This window comes from Nocardia sp. NBC_00881, assembly GCF_045207455.1.
In the GTDB taxonomy this organism is placed as follows: Bacteria; Actinomycetota; Actinomycetes; order Mycobacteriales; family Mycobacteriaceae; genus Nocardia.
On the sequence record NZ_CP108798.1, the window covers coordinates 6,952,252 to 6,969,879 of the forward strand.

Annotated in this window: 16 protein-coding genes; 8 read left to right on the forward strand and 8 right to left on the reverse strand. The window is 67.4% G+C overall.

Annotated elements, in window-relative coordinates; genetic code table 11:
- Nucleotides 1–96: 96 nt before the first annotated feature.
- The 3 genes from OH799_RS29215 to OH799_RS29225 all read right to left on the reverse strand — a co-directional run bounded on the left by OH799_RS29215 (nt 97) and on the right by OH799_RS29225 (nt 1,635).
- A complete protein-coding gene (locus tag OH799_RS29215) occupies nt 97–348 on the reverse strand; it encodes an RskA family anti-sigma factor (RefSeq protein ID WP_406270615.1) in 252 nt (83 codons plus the stop codon).
- Nucleotide 349: 1 nt separating this feature from the next.
- The gene (locus tag OH799_RS29220; protein WP_406270618.1) at nt 350–925 is read right to left on the reverse strand and encodes a sigma-70 family RNA polymerase sigma factor; all 576 of its coding nucleotides are present in this window, start codon (nt 923–925) and stop codon (nt 350–352) included.
- 416 nt (nt 926–1,341) lie between these two features.
- On the reverse strand, nt 1,342–1,635 hold the full coding sequence (locus tag OH799_RS29225) for a WhiB family transcriptional regulator (RefSeq protein ID WP_357266076.1): 294 nt from the start codon (nt 1,633–1,635) through the stop codon (nt 1,342–1,344).
- Between the two features lie 624 nt (nt 1,636–2,259).
- On the opposite strand from OH799_RS29225, the gene OH799_RS29230 reads away from it, so the two are divergent.
- From OH799_RS29230 to OH799_RS29240, 3 genes are all read left to right on the forward strand, one after another.
- Nucleotides 2,260–3,132, forward strand: a complete 873-nt coding sequence (locus OH799_RS29230) for a hypothetical protein (RefSeq protein WP_406270622.1) — start codon at nt 2,260–2,262, stop codon at nt 3,130–3,132.
- A 133-nt stretch (nt 3,133–3,265) separates the two neighbouring features.
- A complete protein-coding gene (locus OH799_RS29235) occupies nt 3,266–3,844 on the forward strand; it encodes a sigma-70 family RNA polymerase sigma factor (protein WP_357266072.1) in 579 nt (192 codons plus the stop codon).
- The gene (locus tag OH799_RS29240) at nt 3,837–4,991 is read left to right on the forward strand and encodes an anti-sigma-D factor RsdA (RefSeq protein WP_406270626.1); all 1,155 of its coding nucleotides are present in this window, start codon (nt 3,837–3,839) and stop codon (nt 4,989–4,991) included. The genes OH799_RS29235 and OH799_RS29240 overlap by 8 nt, the downstream gene beginning before the upstream one ends.
- A gap of 157 nt (nt 4,992–5,148) precedes the next feature.
- Here OH799_RS29240 and OH799_RS29245 read toward each other — a convergent pair whose 3' ends face one another.
- Nucleotides 5,149–5,562, reverse strand: coding sequence for a DUF5319 domain-containing protein (locus tag OH799_RS29245; protein ID WP_011207424.1), 414 nt, complete (start codon nt 5,560–5,562; stop codon nt 5,149–5,151).
- A gap of 328 nt (nt 5,563–5,890) precedes the next feature.
- Between OH799_RS29245 and guaB the strand changes: the two genes are divergently transcribed.
- Together guaB and OH799_RS29255 are read left to right on the forward strand one after the other, a co-directional pair.
- Nucleotides 5,891–7,435: an IMP dehydrogenase gene (gene guaB, locus OH799_RS29250; protein WP_357266069.1), complete on the forward strand. Its 1,545-nt coding sequence runs from the start codon at nt 5,891–5,893 to the stop codon at nt 7,433–7,435.
- Nucleotides 7,436–7,631: 196 nt separating this feature from the next.
- Nucleotides 7,632–8,792: a GuaB3 family IMP dehydrogenase-related protein gene (locus OH799_RS29255; RefSeq protein ID WP_406270629.1), complete on the forward strand. Its 1,161-nt coding sequence runs from the start codon at nt 7,632–7,634 to the stop codon at nt 8,790–8,792.
- 184 nt (nt 8,793–8,976) lie between these two features.
- Here OH799_RS29255 and OH799_RS29260 read toward each other — a convergent pair whose 3' ends face one another.
- Complete coding sequence (locus OH799_RS29260) at nt 8,977–9,807, reverse strand: alpha/beta fold hydrolase (RefSeq protein ID WP_406270631.1); 831 nt, start codon at nt 9,805–9,807, stop codon at nt 8,977–8,979.
- A 120-nt stretch (nt 9,808–9,927) separates the two neighbouring features.
- Here OH799_RS29260 and guaA point away from each other — a divergent pair, with 120 nt between their 5' ends.
- Nucleotides 9,928–11,499 carry a glutamine-hydrolyzing GMP synthase gene (gene guaA, locus OH799_RS29265; protein ID WP_406270634.1) on the forward strand — a complete coding sequence of 524 codons (1,572 nt, stop codon included), beginning with the start codon at nt 9,928–9,930 and terminating at the stop codon, nt 11,497–11,499.
- Between the two features lie 340 nt (nt 11,500–11,839).
- On the opposite strand, the gene OH799_RS29270 is transcribed toward guaA, so the two are convergent.
- On the reverse strand, nt 11,840–12,061 hold the full coding sequence (locus tag OH799_RS29270) for a hypothetical protein (RefSeq protein WP_406270637.1): 222 nt from the start codon (nt 12,059–12,061) through the stop codon (nt 11,840–11,842).
- Nucleotides 12,054–13,661 (reverse strand): PspC domain-containing protein, encoded by a 1,608-nt coding sequence (locus OH799_RS29275; RefSeq protein ID WP_406270640.1) that lies wholly within the window; start codon nt 13,659–13,661, stop codon nt 12,054–12,056. The genes OH799_RS29270 and OH799_RS29275 overlap by 8 nt, the downstream gene beginning before the upstream one ends.
- A gap of 207 nt (nt 13,662–13,868) precedes the next feature.
- Here OH799_RS29275 and OH799_RS29280 point away from each other — a divergent pair, with 207 nt between their 5' ends.
- Complete coding sequence (locus tag OH799_RS29280) at nt 13,869–15,263, forward strand: PspC domain-containing protein (protein WP_406270642.1); 1,395 nt, start codon at nt 13,869–13,871, stop codon at nt 15,261–15,263.
- A 106-nt stretch (nt 15,264–15,369) separates the two neighbouring features.
- Complete coding sequence (locus OH799_RS29285; protein WP_406270645.1) at nt 15,370–16,005, forward strand: response regulator; 636 nt, start codon at nt 15,370–15,372, stop codon at nt 16,003–16,005.
- 110 nt (nt 16,006–16,115) lie between these two features.
- Here the strand turns inward: OH799_RS29285 and OH799_RS29290 are convergent, their stop codons facing one another.
- Entirely contained in the window at nt 16,116–17,237 is a 1,122-nt protein-coding gene (locus tag OH799_RS29290) for a serine/threonine-protein kinase (protein ID WP_406270648.1), read from the reverse strand.
- Nucleotides 17,238–17,628 lie beyond the last annotated feature (391 nt).

Here is a 17,628-nt window from a genome sequence, read left to right on the forward strand (position 1 = left end):
ACACTGTCGACCGTGGGCCGGAACAAGGACCGCAGGTCCGTCCGACTGCTACGGTTCTGGACGTGCGGAGCGGGAAATCCGTGGCGGGGCGCCGGATCAGCTGGCGACCGGTGGCTCTTCCGCGGCGATGGCTGCGAGTAAGCGAGCACGCAGCGCGGGCGACGGCGTAGCCGCCGTCGCTGCGGCAAGAAGGGAAAGAGCTTCCTTCGTATCTCGTACTTCCTGGCTGAACGCCGCGCGTAGCACGGGGTCCTCGCTGTCGAGCAGTTTCTGCACCTGGTGATGGTCTTCGTCGTCGATCGATCCGAGCGCGACGGTGTGCGCGAGATCGATCTGGTATTCGTTCATCTCACGTCACCCCCAAACTTCTTTTCAGTCGTGTCAATCCATCCCGAATACGGGACTTAACGGTCGGTAACCCTATGCCGAGGTAGTGCGCTACCTCCGCGTAGGTTCGCCCGCCGTAGTAGGCGAGCGAGATGGCTTCCCGCTGGGTCTCCGTCAGTGTGGCGAGACCCCCCAGGACGGCCTGTTGTTCGAGCCTACGCTCGACTTCTTCGGTGACCTCGTCGAATTCGTTGCCGAGAACCCGTATCCCATAGGCGACTTCACGCTGGGTGTGGGCCTGCTCGGCGCGGACCCGGTCGACGGCGCGTCGGTGCGCGAGAGTCATCAACCACGTCACTGCCGAGCCCTTCGCCGGGTCGAAATTCGCTGCCGTCCGCCAAATCTGCAGATAGACCTCCTGGGTGGTCTCCTCCGCATATCCGGGATCGTGTAGGACGCGCAGCACAAGACCGAAGACGCGCGCGCACGTCCGGTCGTACAGCTCGGCGAATGCTTCATGGTCCGACAGGCCGCATCGATGCAAAAGCGCGGCGAGCTCGATACTTTCGGCTGCGCGTGCCGTAACCGCAGAATCCACTGGTGGGAAGGCTTCTCTTCGGAACGAGTCGCCCTCTGCGGCTGGCGGCCGCGTTGTCACAACGCTCCATTCTGTGTCATCAGTCACTACCGTAGCGTGTCGCTATGACCTCCCTTCCGGTGGGGTGCCGACAAACCGGCTGTAGGCCAGCAGCTTTGCGAAAAGCGCCGACACGCAAGGCGGCTCAGGAGTGGAGACGCCGTAACGCGCCGCGCGATGTCGCAAAACGCCGGACCGGCAGCTGCGCGCTGCGGCGGCCGGCGGATCGGTGGTGACCGATCGGAGCCCACGCGCCGATCCTCGGTGCGGAACCGATCACCGTGTTGCCGTGACCGGCTCGGCCGAGGCCAATTGCAGTGGCCCGTTGTTTGCTAGGCATTCGGCGCCCAGCGGCGTGTGGATGGGAAGGAATTCGTCTATACGGCCATGCGGCGCCGGTTGCGCCGCGTATGCATCTCGCGCTCGGTCTCCGACATGCCGCCCCAGATGCCATAGGGCTCGCTGACTTTCAGCGCGTGACTGCGGCACTGCATGAGCACCGGGCAGCTGCGGCAAATCTCCTTGGCGCGCATCTCGCGCGCCGTGCGCGCTCTGCCTCGCTCGCCGTCGGGATGGAAGAACACCGCGGAGTCCTGCCCGCGGCAGGACCCTCGCATCTGCCAATCCCAGACATCGGCGTTCGGTCCGGGGAGGTGGGTCGGCATGGGCATGGTGAACTCCTCGTAGTGCGAGCTCGTCAGCATTGTCGAGCAGTTGTTCTGCAACAGTTGTGGGCCACGGCGCCGGGTCGGCGAGGGTGCCCTCGGGCTTGCCTTCGGTCGCTGCAATTTCGCGCGGCGCCGTCCGTGACGATGAGCTACGTTAGGTCCAGCCGCGAAATTCCGTCAATAGTTCCACGCAGCCGTCCTCCGAATTCTAGGCTGGGAAATTTAACCTCAGAGCTATTTACTTTTTGCGTCGGTTCCGGCGATACTGGTCGGTTGGCTAGCGGTTCGTGGCTTCGTGCTGCGTAAGTAGCTTCACTATTTGCGCAGGTAGGAGCGTGTTTATGGGTCCGGACCCTTCAGTGGCCCGCCCCGGTCGGCTGGTCGGTGGGGTGGTCGCAGTGGTCGTCGGCGCGTTCGCGGTGTATGGATCCGAGATGGCGAAAACGGGGCGCTCAGGTTAATTACTCGAAACGCGAGTGAATTCCGAGCGCGCACACCCCGAGGTTGCCAGACGAGATTTACCTGATGGAAACATCGAGAGACGGCGAAATGCTGAGAAGTTGCCGGTTTGCCGCGGCCTCCTTTCTGCGGGCCGGGCCCGCGCGCACCACAGGATAGAGTGCGCCCGTGTTCGCGCCCGCTCCGCCAGGAGATCCTGACCTCGCGCTCCTCGCCGAGGCTGCCTTCGGCATCGACCCTGGTCGCGCCGTCGCCGAGTTGCCACCCGCCTCGGACGCCCTCGGCTCCTGGTATCGCGCGGTGGTACTCGGCGGCCAGGGGCGTTACGCCGCAGCTCGGGTCGAACTGCGAAAGGTATGCAATCACAGCACCGACCCGGTACTCCTCTCACTGGCGGGAAGTACGGCGGGTTCGCTGTTGCGCCAACTCGGCTGGCATGCGCGCGCCGCGGCATTCGACGGACGGGCCGCAGCCTTGATCCTCGCGACCGACGCCGCCGCGACCGAGACCACTCGGAAACGGTCCGATGACGACGGCCCCGACCGCCACGACGCCCTCTGCGACGCGCTGACCGGGCTCGCCGCCGACGCGCTCGGCGTCGGGCGGCTCGCGCTGGCCGACCGGCTTCTGCGACGCAGTCGAGCGGCGACAGCGCCGGGGGAGATGGGTTGGCGCTCCGCGCTGAGGTGGCACTGGGTCTGCGCGGAAACCGCCCTGATCGCAGGAAATTCGGGGCCTGCGACCGGGCACGCCGATGCCGCGATGGAGTTGGCCGAAAGGGCACCGTCGGTGCGGCACCGGGTCAAGTCCCGCCTACTGCTCGCCGCAGCCGCCGCGGCGGGGGGTGAGCACGACCGGTCCGTGTCGCTTGCCGAAGAAGTCGCCGAGCAGTGTCGCGAGTACAGGCTGCTACCGCTGCGGTGGGCAAGCGCTATGTTGCGCGCCGGGCTGGGGGTCGAGGGCGCTGCGGCGGAGGCGGCCGAGTGCGCCGCGACCATCGCTCGCCGGGGCGGGGTATTCCGTCCCATGGGTGGTCGGTAGGTGATCGCGGAGATGACCGTGTTGCCCGGTTCCCGGCAACGGGTCGCTATTGTTAGATCCGTTCCGCCCCTTCGGTGGAAGCACTGGTCGTCACCGGACGGTGCCACTTGTAACGCCAGGAATATCTCTGACGATGACGCATACGGGCGAAGAGTTGGACCTCGCCGTCACTGCCGCTGCGCAGGGCGACAGATCCGCTTTAGCTCAGGTACTCGAGATGGTCCGCCCGCTGGTGGTGCGCTACTGCCGCGCGCGGATCGGAGCCGCGGAGCGTGGGCAGCTCTCCGCGGACGACGTTGCGCAGGAGGTTTGTCTGGCTGTGATGACCGCCTTGCCCAGGTATCAGGACCAGGGCAGGCCCTTCATGGCCTTCGTCTACGGAATCGCTTCGCACAAGGTCGCTGACGCGCATCGCAACGCCGCCCGTAACAAGGCGGAGGCGATGGCCGAAGTACCAGATGTCATATCCACCGACCAGGGACCGGAACAACGAGCTCTCGAGTCCGAGACGAGCAGGCAGATGAACCGTCTGCTCGCGACGCTTCCTGAGAAGCATCGGGAGATCTTGATCCTGCGCTTGGTCATGGGTCTGTCGGCAGAAGAAACCGCAGTCGCCGTGGGCAGTACGGCGGGCGCGATACGGGTGGCCCAACACCGGGCACTCGCGAAACTCAAGTCACAAGTGGCGAGGGCAGGTGAAATGTATGGCTAGGGATGGCGAGCGCGGTCGGGGTGACTGGAAGGCGCGGCTTGGATCGCGAAACAGCGGTCCCTACGCCGAGGCGTCCGGTGATACCGGCCCGGTCGACATCGCAGCGGTACGCCGCGACGATGCTCTGATCGATGCCATCGCCAGCGATGGTCCGGTGAGCACCGACAGCGCCGAGGAGTATCAGCTCGCGACGCTGCTCGCGGATTGGCGGGCGGAGCTGATCGCCCCGCCGATGTCCGCGGAGCCGGACTTGGATGCGATCGTGGCCGCGGTCAATCAGGAGATCGGCGCGCGTCAGGTCCGCATCGGCGCGCACAGCGGAGGGCGGCTACGGCTACTTCGTCCGATCGCCGGAACCGCGGCGGCACTGGCCCTGGTCTTCGGCGGCATGACGGCGTTCTCGTACAACGCCGAGCCGGGTGATCCGCTGTGGCGGGTCAAAGAGGTCGTGTTCAGTGAACAGGCCCAGACCACCGTCGTGCAGCGTGCCGACAACGACCTGGCCGAGGCGTCGACGTTGGTCGCCCAGGACCCGGTGCAGGCGAAGGCCCGCCTGGAGCGGGCCAAGGAGAACGCCACGCAGATCAACGATCCGCAGAAGCGCAACGAAGTGATGACCGAGTGGGACCGTCTGCTCGTCGAACTGCGCAAGTGGTCGCCGGAGCTGGCCGATCAGCTCGATACGACGGTGCCGAAGTCGGGTGAACCGAGGCCGACCTCCGACACTCACGCGACCTCGAAGCCGAAGCCGACCAGCGGAAGCACCGCGCCGACGATCCTGCAGCAGCCGGTCGAGCCGTCCGGTAAGCCCTCGGCGCCGTCCGGTAAGCCCTCGGATTCCACCGATGCGACCACGCCGAACGGCAGCAAGCCGACGACCGCGTCGCCGCCGGTGGTGACCACGCCGCAGCAGCCCCCTGTCGAACCCACCACGCAGGTGCAGTCGCCTCCGACTGCGCCCGACACCGGGAGCAAGCCGACGGTTGCCGTGCCCACGGGCGATACCGGGCCGCCGAGCGTGCCGCCGCCGCAGCAGCCGATCACACGGGTGCCGACTCAGATCCAACCGACCCAGGACTACCAACCGCCGACCATTGTCATACCAGGCCTGCCGGGTGTCCCGGGATCATCCTTGCCCGGTCGCTGACAAGAACCTCGAACAAGACACAACCGATCGCCCCTCCGGCGGTCGGTTTTCTGTCGTTCCTGCGCGGCAACCGTGATCGTGTGCGTCGAAGATCACGGCGGCGTGCGTCGAATCGCGCGAGCCTCGAAAGGCTCGCGCAGGAATCAGTAGGATTCGCTCAGCTATCGAATCCGTCGAACCCGTCGCCGTGGAATGCCTCATTCATCGAGGCGTCCGCGTAGCCCCGGCAGTAATCCCAGGTGACGTACGCTTCCGGCGTCGGATCATAGGCGGGCTCGTGCGGGCGGACCGTCCCGTCGACCAGCAGTTGAAGCAGGTTGGCGCGCAGCATGTCCCAGTCGTGGTAGTGGTCCTGCCTGCAGTCTTCGCAGCTGACCACGAGTCCGCGAATGCCACGGTGGGCCAGCAGTGCCTCGTATACCGCCAAGTCGGCGAGATCCTCCTCGACCGCAAGGCGCTCGTGGGGATCCAGCGGCTCGCCGGGCTCGATGGCATCGAGCGCGGCGGACGGGTCGGAGGGGTCTCCGGCGAACGGATCCGGCGGCAAGCCAGGTGGTAGATGGTCACGCACATCCCCACGGTACGCAGAACAGGGTGGTCTGCGCCAGCTATGCGGCGTGCAAGTTTCGGCGGTGGGCTCACTTCCGTGAGTGAGCGTAGTGAGTGAACCATGGGCGCGTAGCGAGTGAACCATCGGCGCAGGCGCCGTCGCGCGCGACGGCGGAGAGCGTCAGCGAGGCGCGGTCGGGGCGAGTTCGCGGGACAGATACCATGGGTGGCAGGCGACGGCGGTCCCGAACACCATTTCCGCCGACCGCCACCGTCCATTCCATCAGCCGCCACGACGCCGGTTCGTCCGGCATCGGTCGCTAATCGACGTCCAGGAGGGGTCGATCCGAATGAGTAATCCCGTATCGGGCGAACGAATCGCAGTCCGCCCTCCTACGGGTGGCGACGATCCGAACAAGATCGCCATGCTCGGCCTCACGTTCGACGATGTGCTGCTGCTGCCTGCCGCCTCGGATCTCATCCCCAGCTCTGTGGAAACATCCAGCCGGTTGACCAGGGAGATCCGCCTGCGCACGCCGCTGGTCAGCTCGGCCATGGACACGGTGACCGAGGCCAGGATGGCCATCTCCATGGCCCGCGCGGGCGGCATGGGCGTATTGCATCGCAACCTTTCGGCATCCGATCAGGCTGCTCAGGTGGAGACGGTCAAGCGGTCCGAGGCCGGCATGGTCACCGACCCGGTCACCTGCCGTCCGACCGACACCCTCGCCGAGGTCGACGCGATGTGTGCCAGGTTCCGTATCTCCGGCCTTCCGGTGGTGGACGAGACCGGTGCGCTTGTGGGCATTATCACCAACCGCGACATGCGTTTCGAGGTGGATCAGAATCGCCGGGTCGCCGATGTGATGACCAAGGCTCCGCTGATCACCGCGCAGGAGGGCGTGACCGCGGAGGCCGCGCTCGGCCTGCTGCGCCGCCACAAGGTGGAGAAGCTGCCGATCGTCGACGGGAACGGACGGCTGCGCGGTCTCATCACCGTCAAGGACTTCGTCAAGACCGATCAGTACCCGAACGCCACCAAGGACCGCGACGGCCGCCTGCTGGTCGGCGCCGCGGTCGGGGTCGGTGAGGACGCGTGGTCGCGCGCCATGACGCTGGCCGACGCCGGCGTCGACGTGCTCGTGGTGGATACCGCGCACGGTCATCAGGTGCAGGTGCTGCAGATGGTCGCCAAGGTGAAGACCGAGGTCGGTGACCGGATCCAGGTCATCGGCGGCAACGTGGCCACCCGGGAGGGCGCGGCCGCCTTGGTCGAGGCGGGCGCGGACGCGGTGAAGGTGGGTGTCGGTCCCGGCTCCATCTGCACCACCCGTGTGGTCGCCGGCGTCGGCGCGCCACAGATCACCGCGATCATGGAGGCGGTCGCCGCGTGCAAGCCCGCCGGGGTCCCGGTGATCGCCGACGGCGGCATCCAATTCTCCGGCGATATCGCCAAGGCCATCGCCGCGGGCGCGTCCACCGTGATGCTCGGCTCGCTGCTCGCGGGCACCGCCGAATCGCCGGGCGAGCTGATCCTGGTCGGCGGCAAGCAGTTCAAGAGCTACCGCGGTATGGGCTCGCTCGGCGCTATGCAGGGCCGGGGGCAGGCCAAATCGTTCTCCAAGGACCGCTACTTCCAGGACGACGTGCTGGCGGAGGACAAGCTGGTGCCGGAGGGTATCGAGGGCAGGGTGCCGTTCCGCGGTCCGGTCAACCAGGTCATCCACCAGCTCGTCGGCGGCCTGCGCGCGGCCATGGGCTACACCGGTTCACAGTCGATCGCTCACCTGCAGGAGGCGCAGTTCGTGCAGATCACCGCGGCCGGTCTCAAGGAGAGCCACCCGCACGACATCACGATGACCGTCGAGGCCCCTAACTACACCGGCCGCGGCTAGCCCGCTAGGTTCATATACAGGACCGATCGGTCCGTGCATGATCGAGCTTGCTCAGAGGCCGTGGCGGTGAGTTGGCTGGCGGCACTGTCCGATCGTCCCGCTACCGGTAACTACTGGAGGCGCGAGGCCGCGAACACGCAGCGCCGCAGGCGCTGCCAAACAAACACAGCCGCGGCCAATATTAAGGAGATTTCGCGTGCGCGACATGGTGGAGATCGGCATGGGCCGGACCGCTCGGCGTACCTACGAGTTGGACGATGTCGACATCGTCCCCTCGCGCCGGACCCGCTCGTCGAAGCAGGTGTCGCTGTCGTGGCAGCTGGACGCCTACCGCTTCGAGATCCCATGCCTCGCGCATCCGACCGACGCGCTGGTGTCGCCGGAGTTTGCCATCGAGCTCGGCCGCCTCGGCGGTCTCGGCGTGATCAACGGTGAGGGCTTGTGGGCGCGGCATGCGGACGTCTCCGCGAAGATCGACCAGTTGGTCGAGCTCGTCGGTAAGGGCGGCTATGAACGGGCCGTGTCGCTGCTGCAGGAATTGCATGCCGCGCCCATGCAGCCGGATTTGCTCGCCTCCGCGGTTGCGCAGGTTCGTACGGCCGGTGTCACCGTCGCGGTGCGGGTGAGCCCGCAGAACGCGCGCACGCTCACTCCCGCGCTACTGCAGGCGGGCGTCGACCTGCTCGTGGTGCACGGCACGATCATCTCCGCCGAACATGTCAGCGATGGTGAGCCGCTGAATCTCAAGACCTTCATCGCCGAACTGGATGTGCCGGTGGTCGCCGGCGGTGTGAGCGATCACCGTACCGCGCTGCACCTGATGCGCACCGGCGCGGCGGGCGTGATCGTCGGCTACGGCTCCTACCCCGGTGCGACCACCACCGGCGAGGTGCTCGGTATCGGGGTGCCGATGGCCACCGCGATCGCGGACGCCGCCGCGGCGCGGCGCGACTACCTGGACGAGACCGGCGGCCGCTACGTGCACGTCATCGCGGACGGTGACATCGCCACCTCGGGCCAGCTGGCGAAGGCGATCGCGTGCGGAGCCGACGCCGCTGTGCTCGGCGTGCCGCTGTCTGTCGCCGCGGAGGCGCCGGGCCGCGGCTGGTACTGGCCGTCGGCCGCCGCGCACCCGTCGGTGCCGCGGGGTTCGCTGCTGCACGTGGACGACCCGTGGGATCTCGGTGGCGAGGACGGCGCTTCCGTGCGCCCGAGCCTGGAGCGGGTGCTCTACGGTCCGTCGGACGAACCGTTCGGGTCGCTGAATCTCGTGGGCGGTCTGCGGCGTTCGATGGCCAAGGCCGGGTACTCGGATCTGAAGGAGTTCCAGAAGGTCGGGCTCAGCGTTCGCGCCTGAGCTGTATCTGATTCGCAGCGCCTGCGGCGCCGCGAACGGCGCTCGTACGACTCGCACCTTCAACGTCTGCCAAGTGGCAGACAGGTAGCGCAGGTAGGTGGCAAAGGCCGCGCCGCATTGTTCGCTCACCGCCGACCGTCGTCGAGCATGCTTCCTCCAGCTTTGTCCCGAAACGGCTTTCCGATTACGGACGCGGTGCCCGTGTGGGCGGGCTTGAACGCGCCCGGGTCGGTGCCGTCCTGGCCCGCAGGAACTGCCGGATCGCATGGTTCACCGGCTCCGGGTGGGTCATCGTCACTGCGAGTCGCGCGTTGGCGATTTCGACGAACGTGGCGCCGGAGAGCCCGCGGGCCAACTGCTGGGCGCGCTCGCGCGCAATGCCGCTGTCGGTGGCGTGAATCACCAAGGCCGGGCAGGTGATTTCGTCGAGCCGCTCCAGCACCGAATCCCGGCTGAGCAGACATCCCGCCGCGACCTCGATCCCGCGCCGGTCGCGCACCAGCCAGCGTTTGGTCCAGATCGAGCGGTACCACTCGTCGTCGCCGATCAGCCAGGAGGCCAGCTGGTGCACGGCCCGTTCGCGGGAGCCGTTGTCGTACCATTCGGCCAGGAACTTCTGGGTGGCGGCGGACTGTTCGGGGGTAGGGCCGTGTGCGTCGGTGCTGATCAAGATCAGTGCGGAGACGCGTTCGGGCGCGATCAGCGCGGTGCGCAACGCCGTGAAGCCACCCTGTGCGGTTCCGCCGACTACAGCCCGTTCGGCGCCGAGGTGATCGAGCACCGTCATGGCGTCGCGCGCGGCAGTCCAGTAAGTGAACGGCAAACCTTCATCCCTGGTGCGGCCGTGGCCGCGCGCATCCCAGGAGACGATCCGGAATTCCGGTGCCAGCGCGGCCATCTGGGCGGCGAACATGGTGCGGTCCATGAAGAACTCGTGCGCTAGCAGCACCACCGGACCGCTGCCGCCGCTGTCCTCGTAATGGATATCGGCATCGATCGCGCGGGCGAATGGCACGTGCAAGAGGATAACCAGCGGCGCCGCGGCGCGCGGGGGGATTCGGGCGGTCGAATCCGCCGTGCACGCGGCCGCTGTGCCGATGATTCGCTCGAACGGCCCGCTCACTAAACTGTGCTGGTGGCAAAAACCCAGAGACCGGTCCTCGTCGTCGACTTCGGAGCACAGTACGCCCAGCTGATCGCACGGCGGGTCCGCGAATCGAGCGTGTTCTCCGAGGTGATTCCACATACCACGACGGTGGAGGAGATCGCGGAGAAGCAGCCACTCGCTGTGATCCTGTCCGGCGGCCCGGCCAGCGTATACGCCGAGGGCGCGCCGAAGCTGGATGCGCGGCTGTTCGATCTCGGTCTGCCGGTCTTCGGCATCTGCTATGGCTTTCAGGCGATGGCGCAGGCCCTCGGCGGCACGGTCGCGCACACCGGCACCAGGGAGTACGGCCGCACCGAGCTCAATATCGACGGCGGTTTGCTGCACGGCGGCCTGCCCACGATCCAGCCGGTGTGGATGAGCCACGGCGACGCGGTCACCGACGCGCCCGAGGGCTTCGAGGTCACCGGCACCACCGCGGGTGCCCCGGTCGCCGCGTTCGAGAACCGAGACCGCCGCCTGGCCGGTGTGCAGTACCACCCCGAGGTGTTGCACTCGCCACACGGACAGCAGGTCCTCAGCCGCTTCCTGCACGAGCTCGCGGGCATTCCGGCCACCTGGACCCCCGCCAATATCGCCGACGCGCTGGTCACCTCGGTGCGTGCGCAGGTCGGTGCCGGGCATGCGATCTGTGGCCTGTCCGGCGGTGTGGACAGCGCGGTGGCCGCGGCGCTGGTGCAGCGTGCCATCGGCGATCGACTGACCTGTGTGTTCGTCGACCACGGCCTGCTGCGGGCGGGCGAGCGCGAGCAGGTGCAGCAGGACTTCGTCGCCGCGACCGGCGCCAAGCTGGTGACCGTGGACGCGGTCGACAAATTCCTCGGTGAGCTGAAGGGCGTCACCGATCCCGAGGAGAAGCGCAAGATCATCGGGCGGGAGTTCATCCGCTCCTTCGAGGACGCCGTGGGCGATGTGGTGCTCGAGCAGGGCACCGACCATGCGACGCCGAAGGTCGAGTTCCTGGTGCAGGGCACGCTGTATCCAGACGTCGTGGAGTCCGGCGGCGGCAGCGGCACCGCGAATATCAAGAGCCATCACAATGTCGGCGGTCTGCCGGACGATCTGGAGTTCGAACTCGTCGAGCCGCTGCGGCTGCTGTTCAAGGATGAGGTCCGTGCGGTGGGCCGCGAACTCGGGTTGCCGGAGGAAATCGTTGCCCGCCAACCGTTCCCCGGTCCCGGTCTGGCCATCCGGATCGTCGGCGAGGTCACCGCGGAGCGCCTGGACACGCTGCGCCAGGCCGACGCGATCGCCCGAGAGGAACTGACCGCAGCCGGTCTGGACCGTCAGATCTGGCAGTGCCCTGTGGTGCTGCTCGCGGATGTCCGCAGCGTCGGCGTGCAGGGCGACGGCCGAACCTACGGCCACCCCATCGTGCTGCGCCCGGTCTCCAGCGAAGACGCGATGACGGCCGACTGGACTCGCCTCCCGTACGACGTCCTGGAACGGATCTCGACCAGGATCACCAACGAGGTCCCGGAAATCAACCGCGTGGTCCTCGATGTGACCAGCAAGCCGCCGGGCACCATCGAGTGGGAGTGAGCCGTATCTAATTTGCAGCGCCTGCGGCGCTGCGAACGGGCAATGCTCGATCTCGCTGCGCTCGGAAGCGGCGGTTGGGCCGATGTGGTTGCGTCGGGTCGTGAACGCGGTATCGATTAGTCCGCTCGTGGCGCGGGGTGTTCGCGGCCTGCGTGGCTCTATGCGGAGCGACTGCGGCTGGCGCGCTTCGTGGCGGATGCATCGGTTGCGCGGATGCGAGCCGGTCCGGGAACGGGTGATGCTTGGTCTCTGACACTTTCGTGTTCCATCGGGCTTTCCTATCGTCCAATGACGATGGCCCGTCGTGTGGACGGGCCATCGGGTTCGCATCGTCGTGTGCTCAGGGCTGTTTTTGTGGGGAGATGACCAGCACGATGCCGATGATGATCGCGGCGAGCACCACGATCCATCCGATCGGGATCATGCTGGCCGCGGGCCAGGACGCGGGGCCGACGAATGCCCACACGCTCACCGCGAGGGCCAGCAGCCCGACGATGAGCAGCGAGGCGGACGGGCCGCGGTGACGCTCGGTGGTCGCTTCGGTGTTCTCGGTCTCAACCACGCTGCACCTCCGCGCTTCCGGCACGGACATCGACGTTCAGGTCGAGCACCGGCGCACCAGGGGTGTTCGGGCCGCTGATGCCGTTGACGCACCGCGCTTCACCCATGGTCGCCGTGCAGTTGGTGCGCACCGTCATGGCTGAGGGCACCAGCACGTGGACGTCGCCCATCCGGACGTCGACGTCCACGGTGCGGTTCTCGGTCAGGTTCAGCGCACGCAGGTCGAGCGTGCCGGAGCCCATGGTCACCTTGTAGTTCGATGACAGGTCGGTGACCGAGGTCGGTGCCCAGGTGTGCTCGCCCATCGCGCCGCGGTCGAACTCGACCGGGCCGATCGCGGAGGCGAGCAGTACGAACCCGGCGAGCGGGGCGGTGAGCACCAGCAGACCGTAGCCGCGACGCAGGAACGCGCCGAGCACCAGGCCGAGACCGATCACCGCCAGCGCCGCCGCTGCGATCCGGCCGGGTGTCATCCATTCCACGCCCGAGGCCGCCGCCGCGCCCGCGCCGGCAGCCGCGAGGATGGCCAGGCCGATCACCACCGGGGTCAACCGGGAGCGGGGACGCTTCGGTGCGGGGGCGACGAGGGCGTGGGCGGGTGGGGGCTCCGGGAGGTCCCAGGCGAGCGGGGCGACGCCGAGGGGGTCCCAAGAAGGTGGGGTGGGGCTGCCGGTGAATGCGGAGCCTGCGACCGCCGCGGAGCGGTTCGCGCTCCGGACGGGGGTGGGTTTGTTGCTGGCTGCCGGGGAGTCCCCGGACTCTTTTCCGAGCGAAAGGGAGCCGGTCGTCGGTGACGATGCCGTTGTCGGGCTGAGGCGCTCGGTTTCGGCATCTATCGAGGTCGTGTGCACTGCCGACTTGTCGAGCAGCGCGGGTTCGGCCTCACTGCGCGCTTCCTCATGCATGCCGGACGCGTCCTCGGTATCGCGCTTGTCCAGCAGCGAGGTTTCGGCGTCGCCGTACGCAGGTTGTGCTCCGTGCACCGGTGCCTCGGGGATGTATGAATCCGGCAGCTTCGTGTAGGGCGTGTAAACGCTGGTCGGCGGTGTGTACATGGCACCGACGGTCCGGGGGGATCCCTGGGGGAAGACGGCGCCGGGGTAGCCGGTGGCGGTGATCCCGCCGTCCGGGGAGAACTCTCCGAACATGGTGGTCGTACCCGGCGGCGGCTCAGGGGTGCGCATATGCAGCATCCACCAGCCTGCCAGCATCAACGCGAGGCTGATCAGGCCGGATCCGCCGAGACCCACTCCGACCGGGCCCATCGTGCTGACCGCGATGGCCAGCGCCACGATCAGCACGATGGTCTTGGTCTGGGACTGCGAACTCTGCCCCTTGCCGAGCAGCGACTCGGCTGCCGACGCTTGGTAGCCCGACTCGCTCAGCAGCAGCCAGGCCAGCAGGTAGAGCACGATGCCCGCTCCGCCGAAGATCGTCGACACCACGAAAGCCACCCGGACCAGCACCGGGTCCACGTCATAGCGCTGACCGAACCCCGCCGCGACGCCCGCGATCGGGCCCTGCCGCGGCAACCGCACGGGCCGCGTGTGCCATATCTGCTGGAGCTGATCGCCGAAGCTCGTTTTCGTCATGTTTCTCATGGTGGGCCCGATTCACGCACCGGCACATCGGGGGGAACCCTGAAAAATCTCTGGATCCCTTTGGACCATCAACTGAATACGCAACTGTTCGGCTACTAAGTGATCGGAGCATCGAACACCGCGCGACCCCGGTCGGAGCGGGTGATATGGCGGGATCAGGGTGATTCCCGATGCCGATGGTCGGATGCTCGTGCCAGTATCGAAGGCATGTACCCGTCTGCTCCAGCGTTCGACATTCGGGGGTTCGACGCTGCGCGCGGGCTCGGCCCCGCGCCCGCGCTGGCCCCGGGGCAGGAGCCGCCGGTGCGGATGGTGCGCCGGTCCGGTGGCCGGATCGTCGGTGGGGTGGCAGGCGGTATCGCTGATCATCTCGGTGTCGATGTGTTCAAGGTGCGGATGACGTTCGTGCTGCTTTCCGCGCTGGCGGGGGCGGGCATCGTCGGATATGGGCTGCTGTGGATTTTCACGCCGGGTGGCTCCGACCTGGTGAAGCCCTCCGGCACGGAGCGGCGCCAGGCCATCGGGCTCGCCATGCTCGGGCTCGGTCTCGCGGTCGCCGTGTCCTGGGTGTTCAGCGGGACGGCGGCGCCGGTGATCGCGCCGGTGATCGTGGTCGCGATCGGCGCGGCGCTGGTGTGGCGGGAGTACGACGTCGACGGGCCGCGCTCATTGCTCGGTCTGCCCGCGCGGCCTTCGGTGGTGACCTGGTCGCGCATCGTCGCCGGCGCGACACTGGTGGTGGTCGGTCTCGGTGTGGTGGTGCTGGCCAGGATCGATCTGAGTTCGCTCGGGTCCGCGCTGATCGCGGTGGCGGTCACGCTGGTCGGCGCGGGACTGTTGACCGTGCCGCTGTGGCTGCGCATGATGCGTGCGCTGAACGCTGAGCGCGCTGCCCGCATCCGCAACGAGGAACGTGAGGAGATCGCTTCCCATCTGCATGATTCGGTCTTGCAGACCCTCGCTCTCATCCAGCGGCAGGCCGACGACTCGCAGGAGGTTGTGCGGCTGGCCCGCAGCCAGGAGCGGGAACTGCGCAAGTGGCTGTTCGAGGACTCCGCTCCGGCCCAGTCCAGCCTGGCGGCCGCCCTGCGCACCATCGCGGGCGAGGTGGAGGACCAGCACGGGGTGAAGGTGACGCCAGTCACCGTGGGAGACGTCTCGATGGACACCGACGGCTCCGAAGCAGGTCTGCCGAGGGAACACTTCACCGCGCTGCTCGGCGCAAGCAGGGAAGCGCTGGTCAACGCGGCGAAGCACGCGGGTGTCCCCGAGATCGACCTGTTCGCCGAGACCGAGCCACACCAGGTGAGCATTTTCGTCCGCGACCGCGGTGCGGGCTTCGACCTCACGTCCGTGCCACAGGACCGCCAGGGCCTGGCAAAATCCGTCCGGGGCAGAATCGAGCGCCGCGGCGGCCAGGTGGAAATCCTGTCGACACCGGGCCGCGGCACCGAGGTTCGAATCATCATGCCGCGCAGCGATTCCGGCGGTCAGTGCGATGAAGCGAATCCCACCGCCGCATCTCAGGATTCTCCGGCGATGACTGAACCGGCTAAGGTGGCAGAGCAAACCGGACAATTGATCTCGCGCGAACATGGGTAACTCACCGGGTACACCCAGAACACGGGTGGTACCCAACGCCGGACCTGAACGCAAATCTCGCGTCACCCAACTAGTACGGTCAAAAGACGCGGAGAGGCGGGAGAGCGTGCGGGTCTTTCTCGTTGATGATCACGCCGTGTTCCGGTCGGGTGTGCGGGCGGAGCTCAGCCGGGAAACCGATATGGAGGTGGTCGGCGAGGCCGGTGGGGTGGCCGACGCGATCGCGGGGATCAACGGTGCGCGACCGGATGTCGTCCTGCTCGATGTGCACATGCCCGACGGCGGAGGAGTCGCGGTGCTGTCGGGCATCGAGCCGGGGCCGGTGTGCCTGGCGCTGAGTGTGTCCGACGCCGCCGAAGATGTGATCGCGGTGATCCGAGCCGGAGCCAGAGGGTATGTGACCAAGACGATTTCGGGATCAGAACTGGCGGACGGTATTCGCCGGGTGGCAGGCGGCGACGCGGTCTTCAGTCCCCGGCTGGCCGGCTTCGTGCTCGACTCGTTCACCGGAAAGTCCCCGGTGCCGGAGCCTCCGCTCGACCCCGAGCTGGACTCCCTGACACCCCGTGAACTGGAAGTCCTGCGCTTGCTTGCCCGCGGCTACACCTATCGTGAAATCGCCGAATCTCTTTTCATATCGGTCAAAACCGTGGAGACCCACGCCTCTAACGTGCTCCGCAAAACCCAGCAGTCCAATCGCAACGCCCTGACCCGATGGGCTCACCGCCGCCGCATCGACTGAACCGCTGCACAAGCCAGCGCGACTCCCCGCATATGCCACAGGGTGTGGGAGGGCATACCCGGTATGCGAAAAGTCCATCTCGAAGCATGCAGTGTGGCTGCCGCCGCGGGCTACATGACGGTGACGATAATGGCGATGATGATGATCAGGCCGATGAGGAGGCCTACGGCGATGGCGAGCGGAGCATTGCTCGGCTGGGAGGTTTTGGCGCGTTGGAGTGGGGCGGCCGCGGTGGCGCCGACGGGGTTGCGGTGCGGTCGGGGGAGCGGAGTGGAGTGGGGACTGCGCAGGCCTGATGCGGAATTGCGTGCTGCCCAGGCGGGGATGGTCCCGTCTTCGGTCCGTACCGGAGCACCGAGGATGTACGGTCCGGTGCCGGGACCGAAAACGGCAGTGAGGATTTCATCCCTCGCCTCGGCCATGGTGGGACGTCGCTGCGGCGCGGGCTCCATCATGTGCAGTAGTGCCTGGGTGAGCACGCCGCTGCGGCTCGGCGGGATGATCTGCGCCATGGCGGCCCGCTGCACGATGACGTCGCTGTTCTCGTCGAAACCGAACGGCGGCTGCCCCTCGATCGCGGTGTAGAGCGTTGCGCCGAGCGAGAACACGTCGCTGGCCTTGATCGGCTGCGCGCCACGCGCCACCTCTGGGGGAAGGTAGGAGGGGGTGCCGGTGATCACGCCGTCCGGTTCGTCGGACAGATCGCCCGCGCCGCGGGAGATGCCGAAGTCGCTGAGTTTGGCCATGCCGACGACGGGGCCACGGTCGGCCACAAGGATATTGCCCGGCTTGATATCTCGATGCACGATGCCTGCCGCGTGTGCGGCGGCCAATGCGTCGGCGACCTGCGCGCCGATCTGCGCGACCTCGATCGGCGGCAGCGTGTCGACCAGTGCCAGCGCTTTCGCGACGCTGCGCGAGGGCAGGTGCTCCATCACCAGCCAGGGCTCACCGGCCTCGAGCACCACGTCGTACACGGCGATGGCGTGCTCATGCGAGAGCTTGGCCGCGACCCGGCCCTCGTGCATGATCTGATTGCGGACGGCGTTGGCTTCTTCCTCGTCGAGCCCGGCCGTGGTGAGGACCTGCTTGATCGCGACGTCCCGGTCGAGCAAGCGGTCGTGCGCCAGCCAGACCGCGCCCATGCCGCCGCCGCCCAGCTTCGACTGCAGACGATAACGGCCTGCGACGAGGTAATCGGGGCCGACAGTGGGACGAGCGCGTTCGGTCACGGGTGCGAGGGTAGCGGAAAACGAGGCCAGCGGGCCTGATTCGTGCCCACGTCGGGACGAGACATGGGGCACTGCGGGCTCGCCACGCCGGCCTTTGGGGCAACCGGTTCGGATGCGTGCCACTCACCATACCGATGAACGGTGGGCGGATGTCGTAGCCGGGCACGCGCCGGATTCGCACCGCATCGGGTAGCGGCGAATGCCCACGCGGTCGGCGATCGAATCGCGTGGTCGTCGGCGCCGAAGAGATATGCACACTTCTCGCCGGCCGGACCGGGTACGGCATACCGGTGATCCATCACGAGCAGGGCACCGGTAGAGACCGTGCGCGATACCTCGGGTGCCCCTGGATATCCCTACATGACAAGCCGATTCGCGATCTCACCTCGGC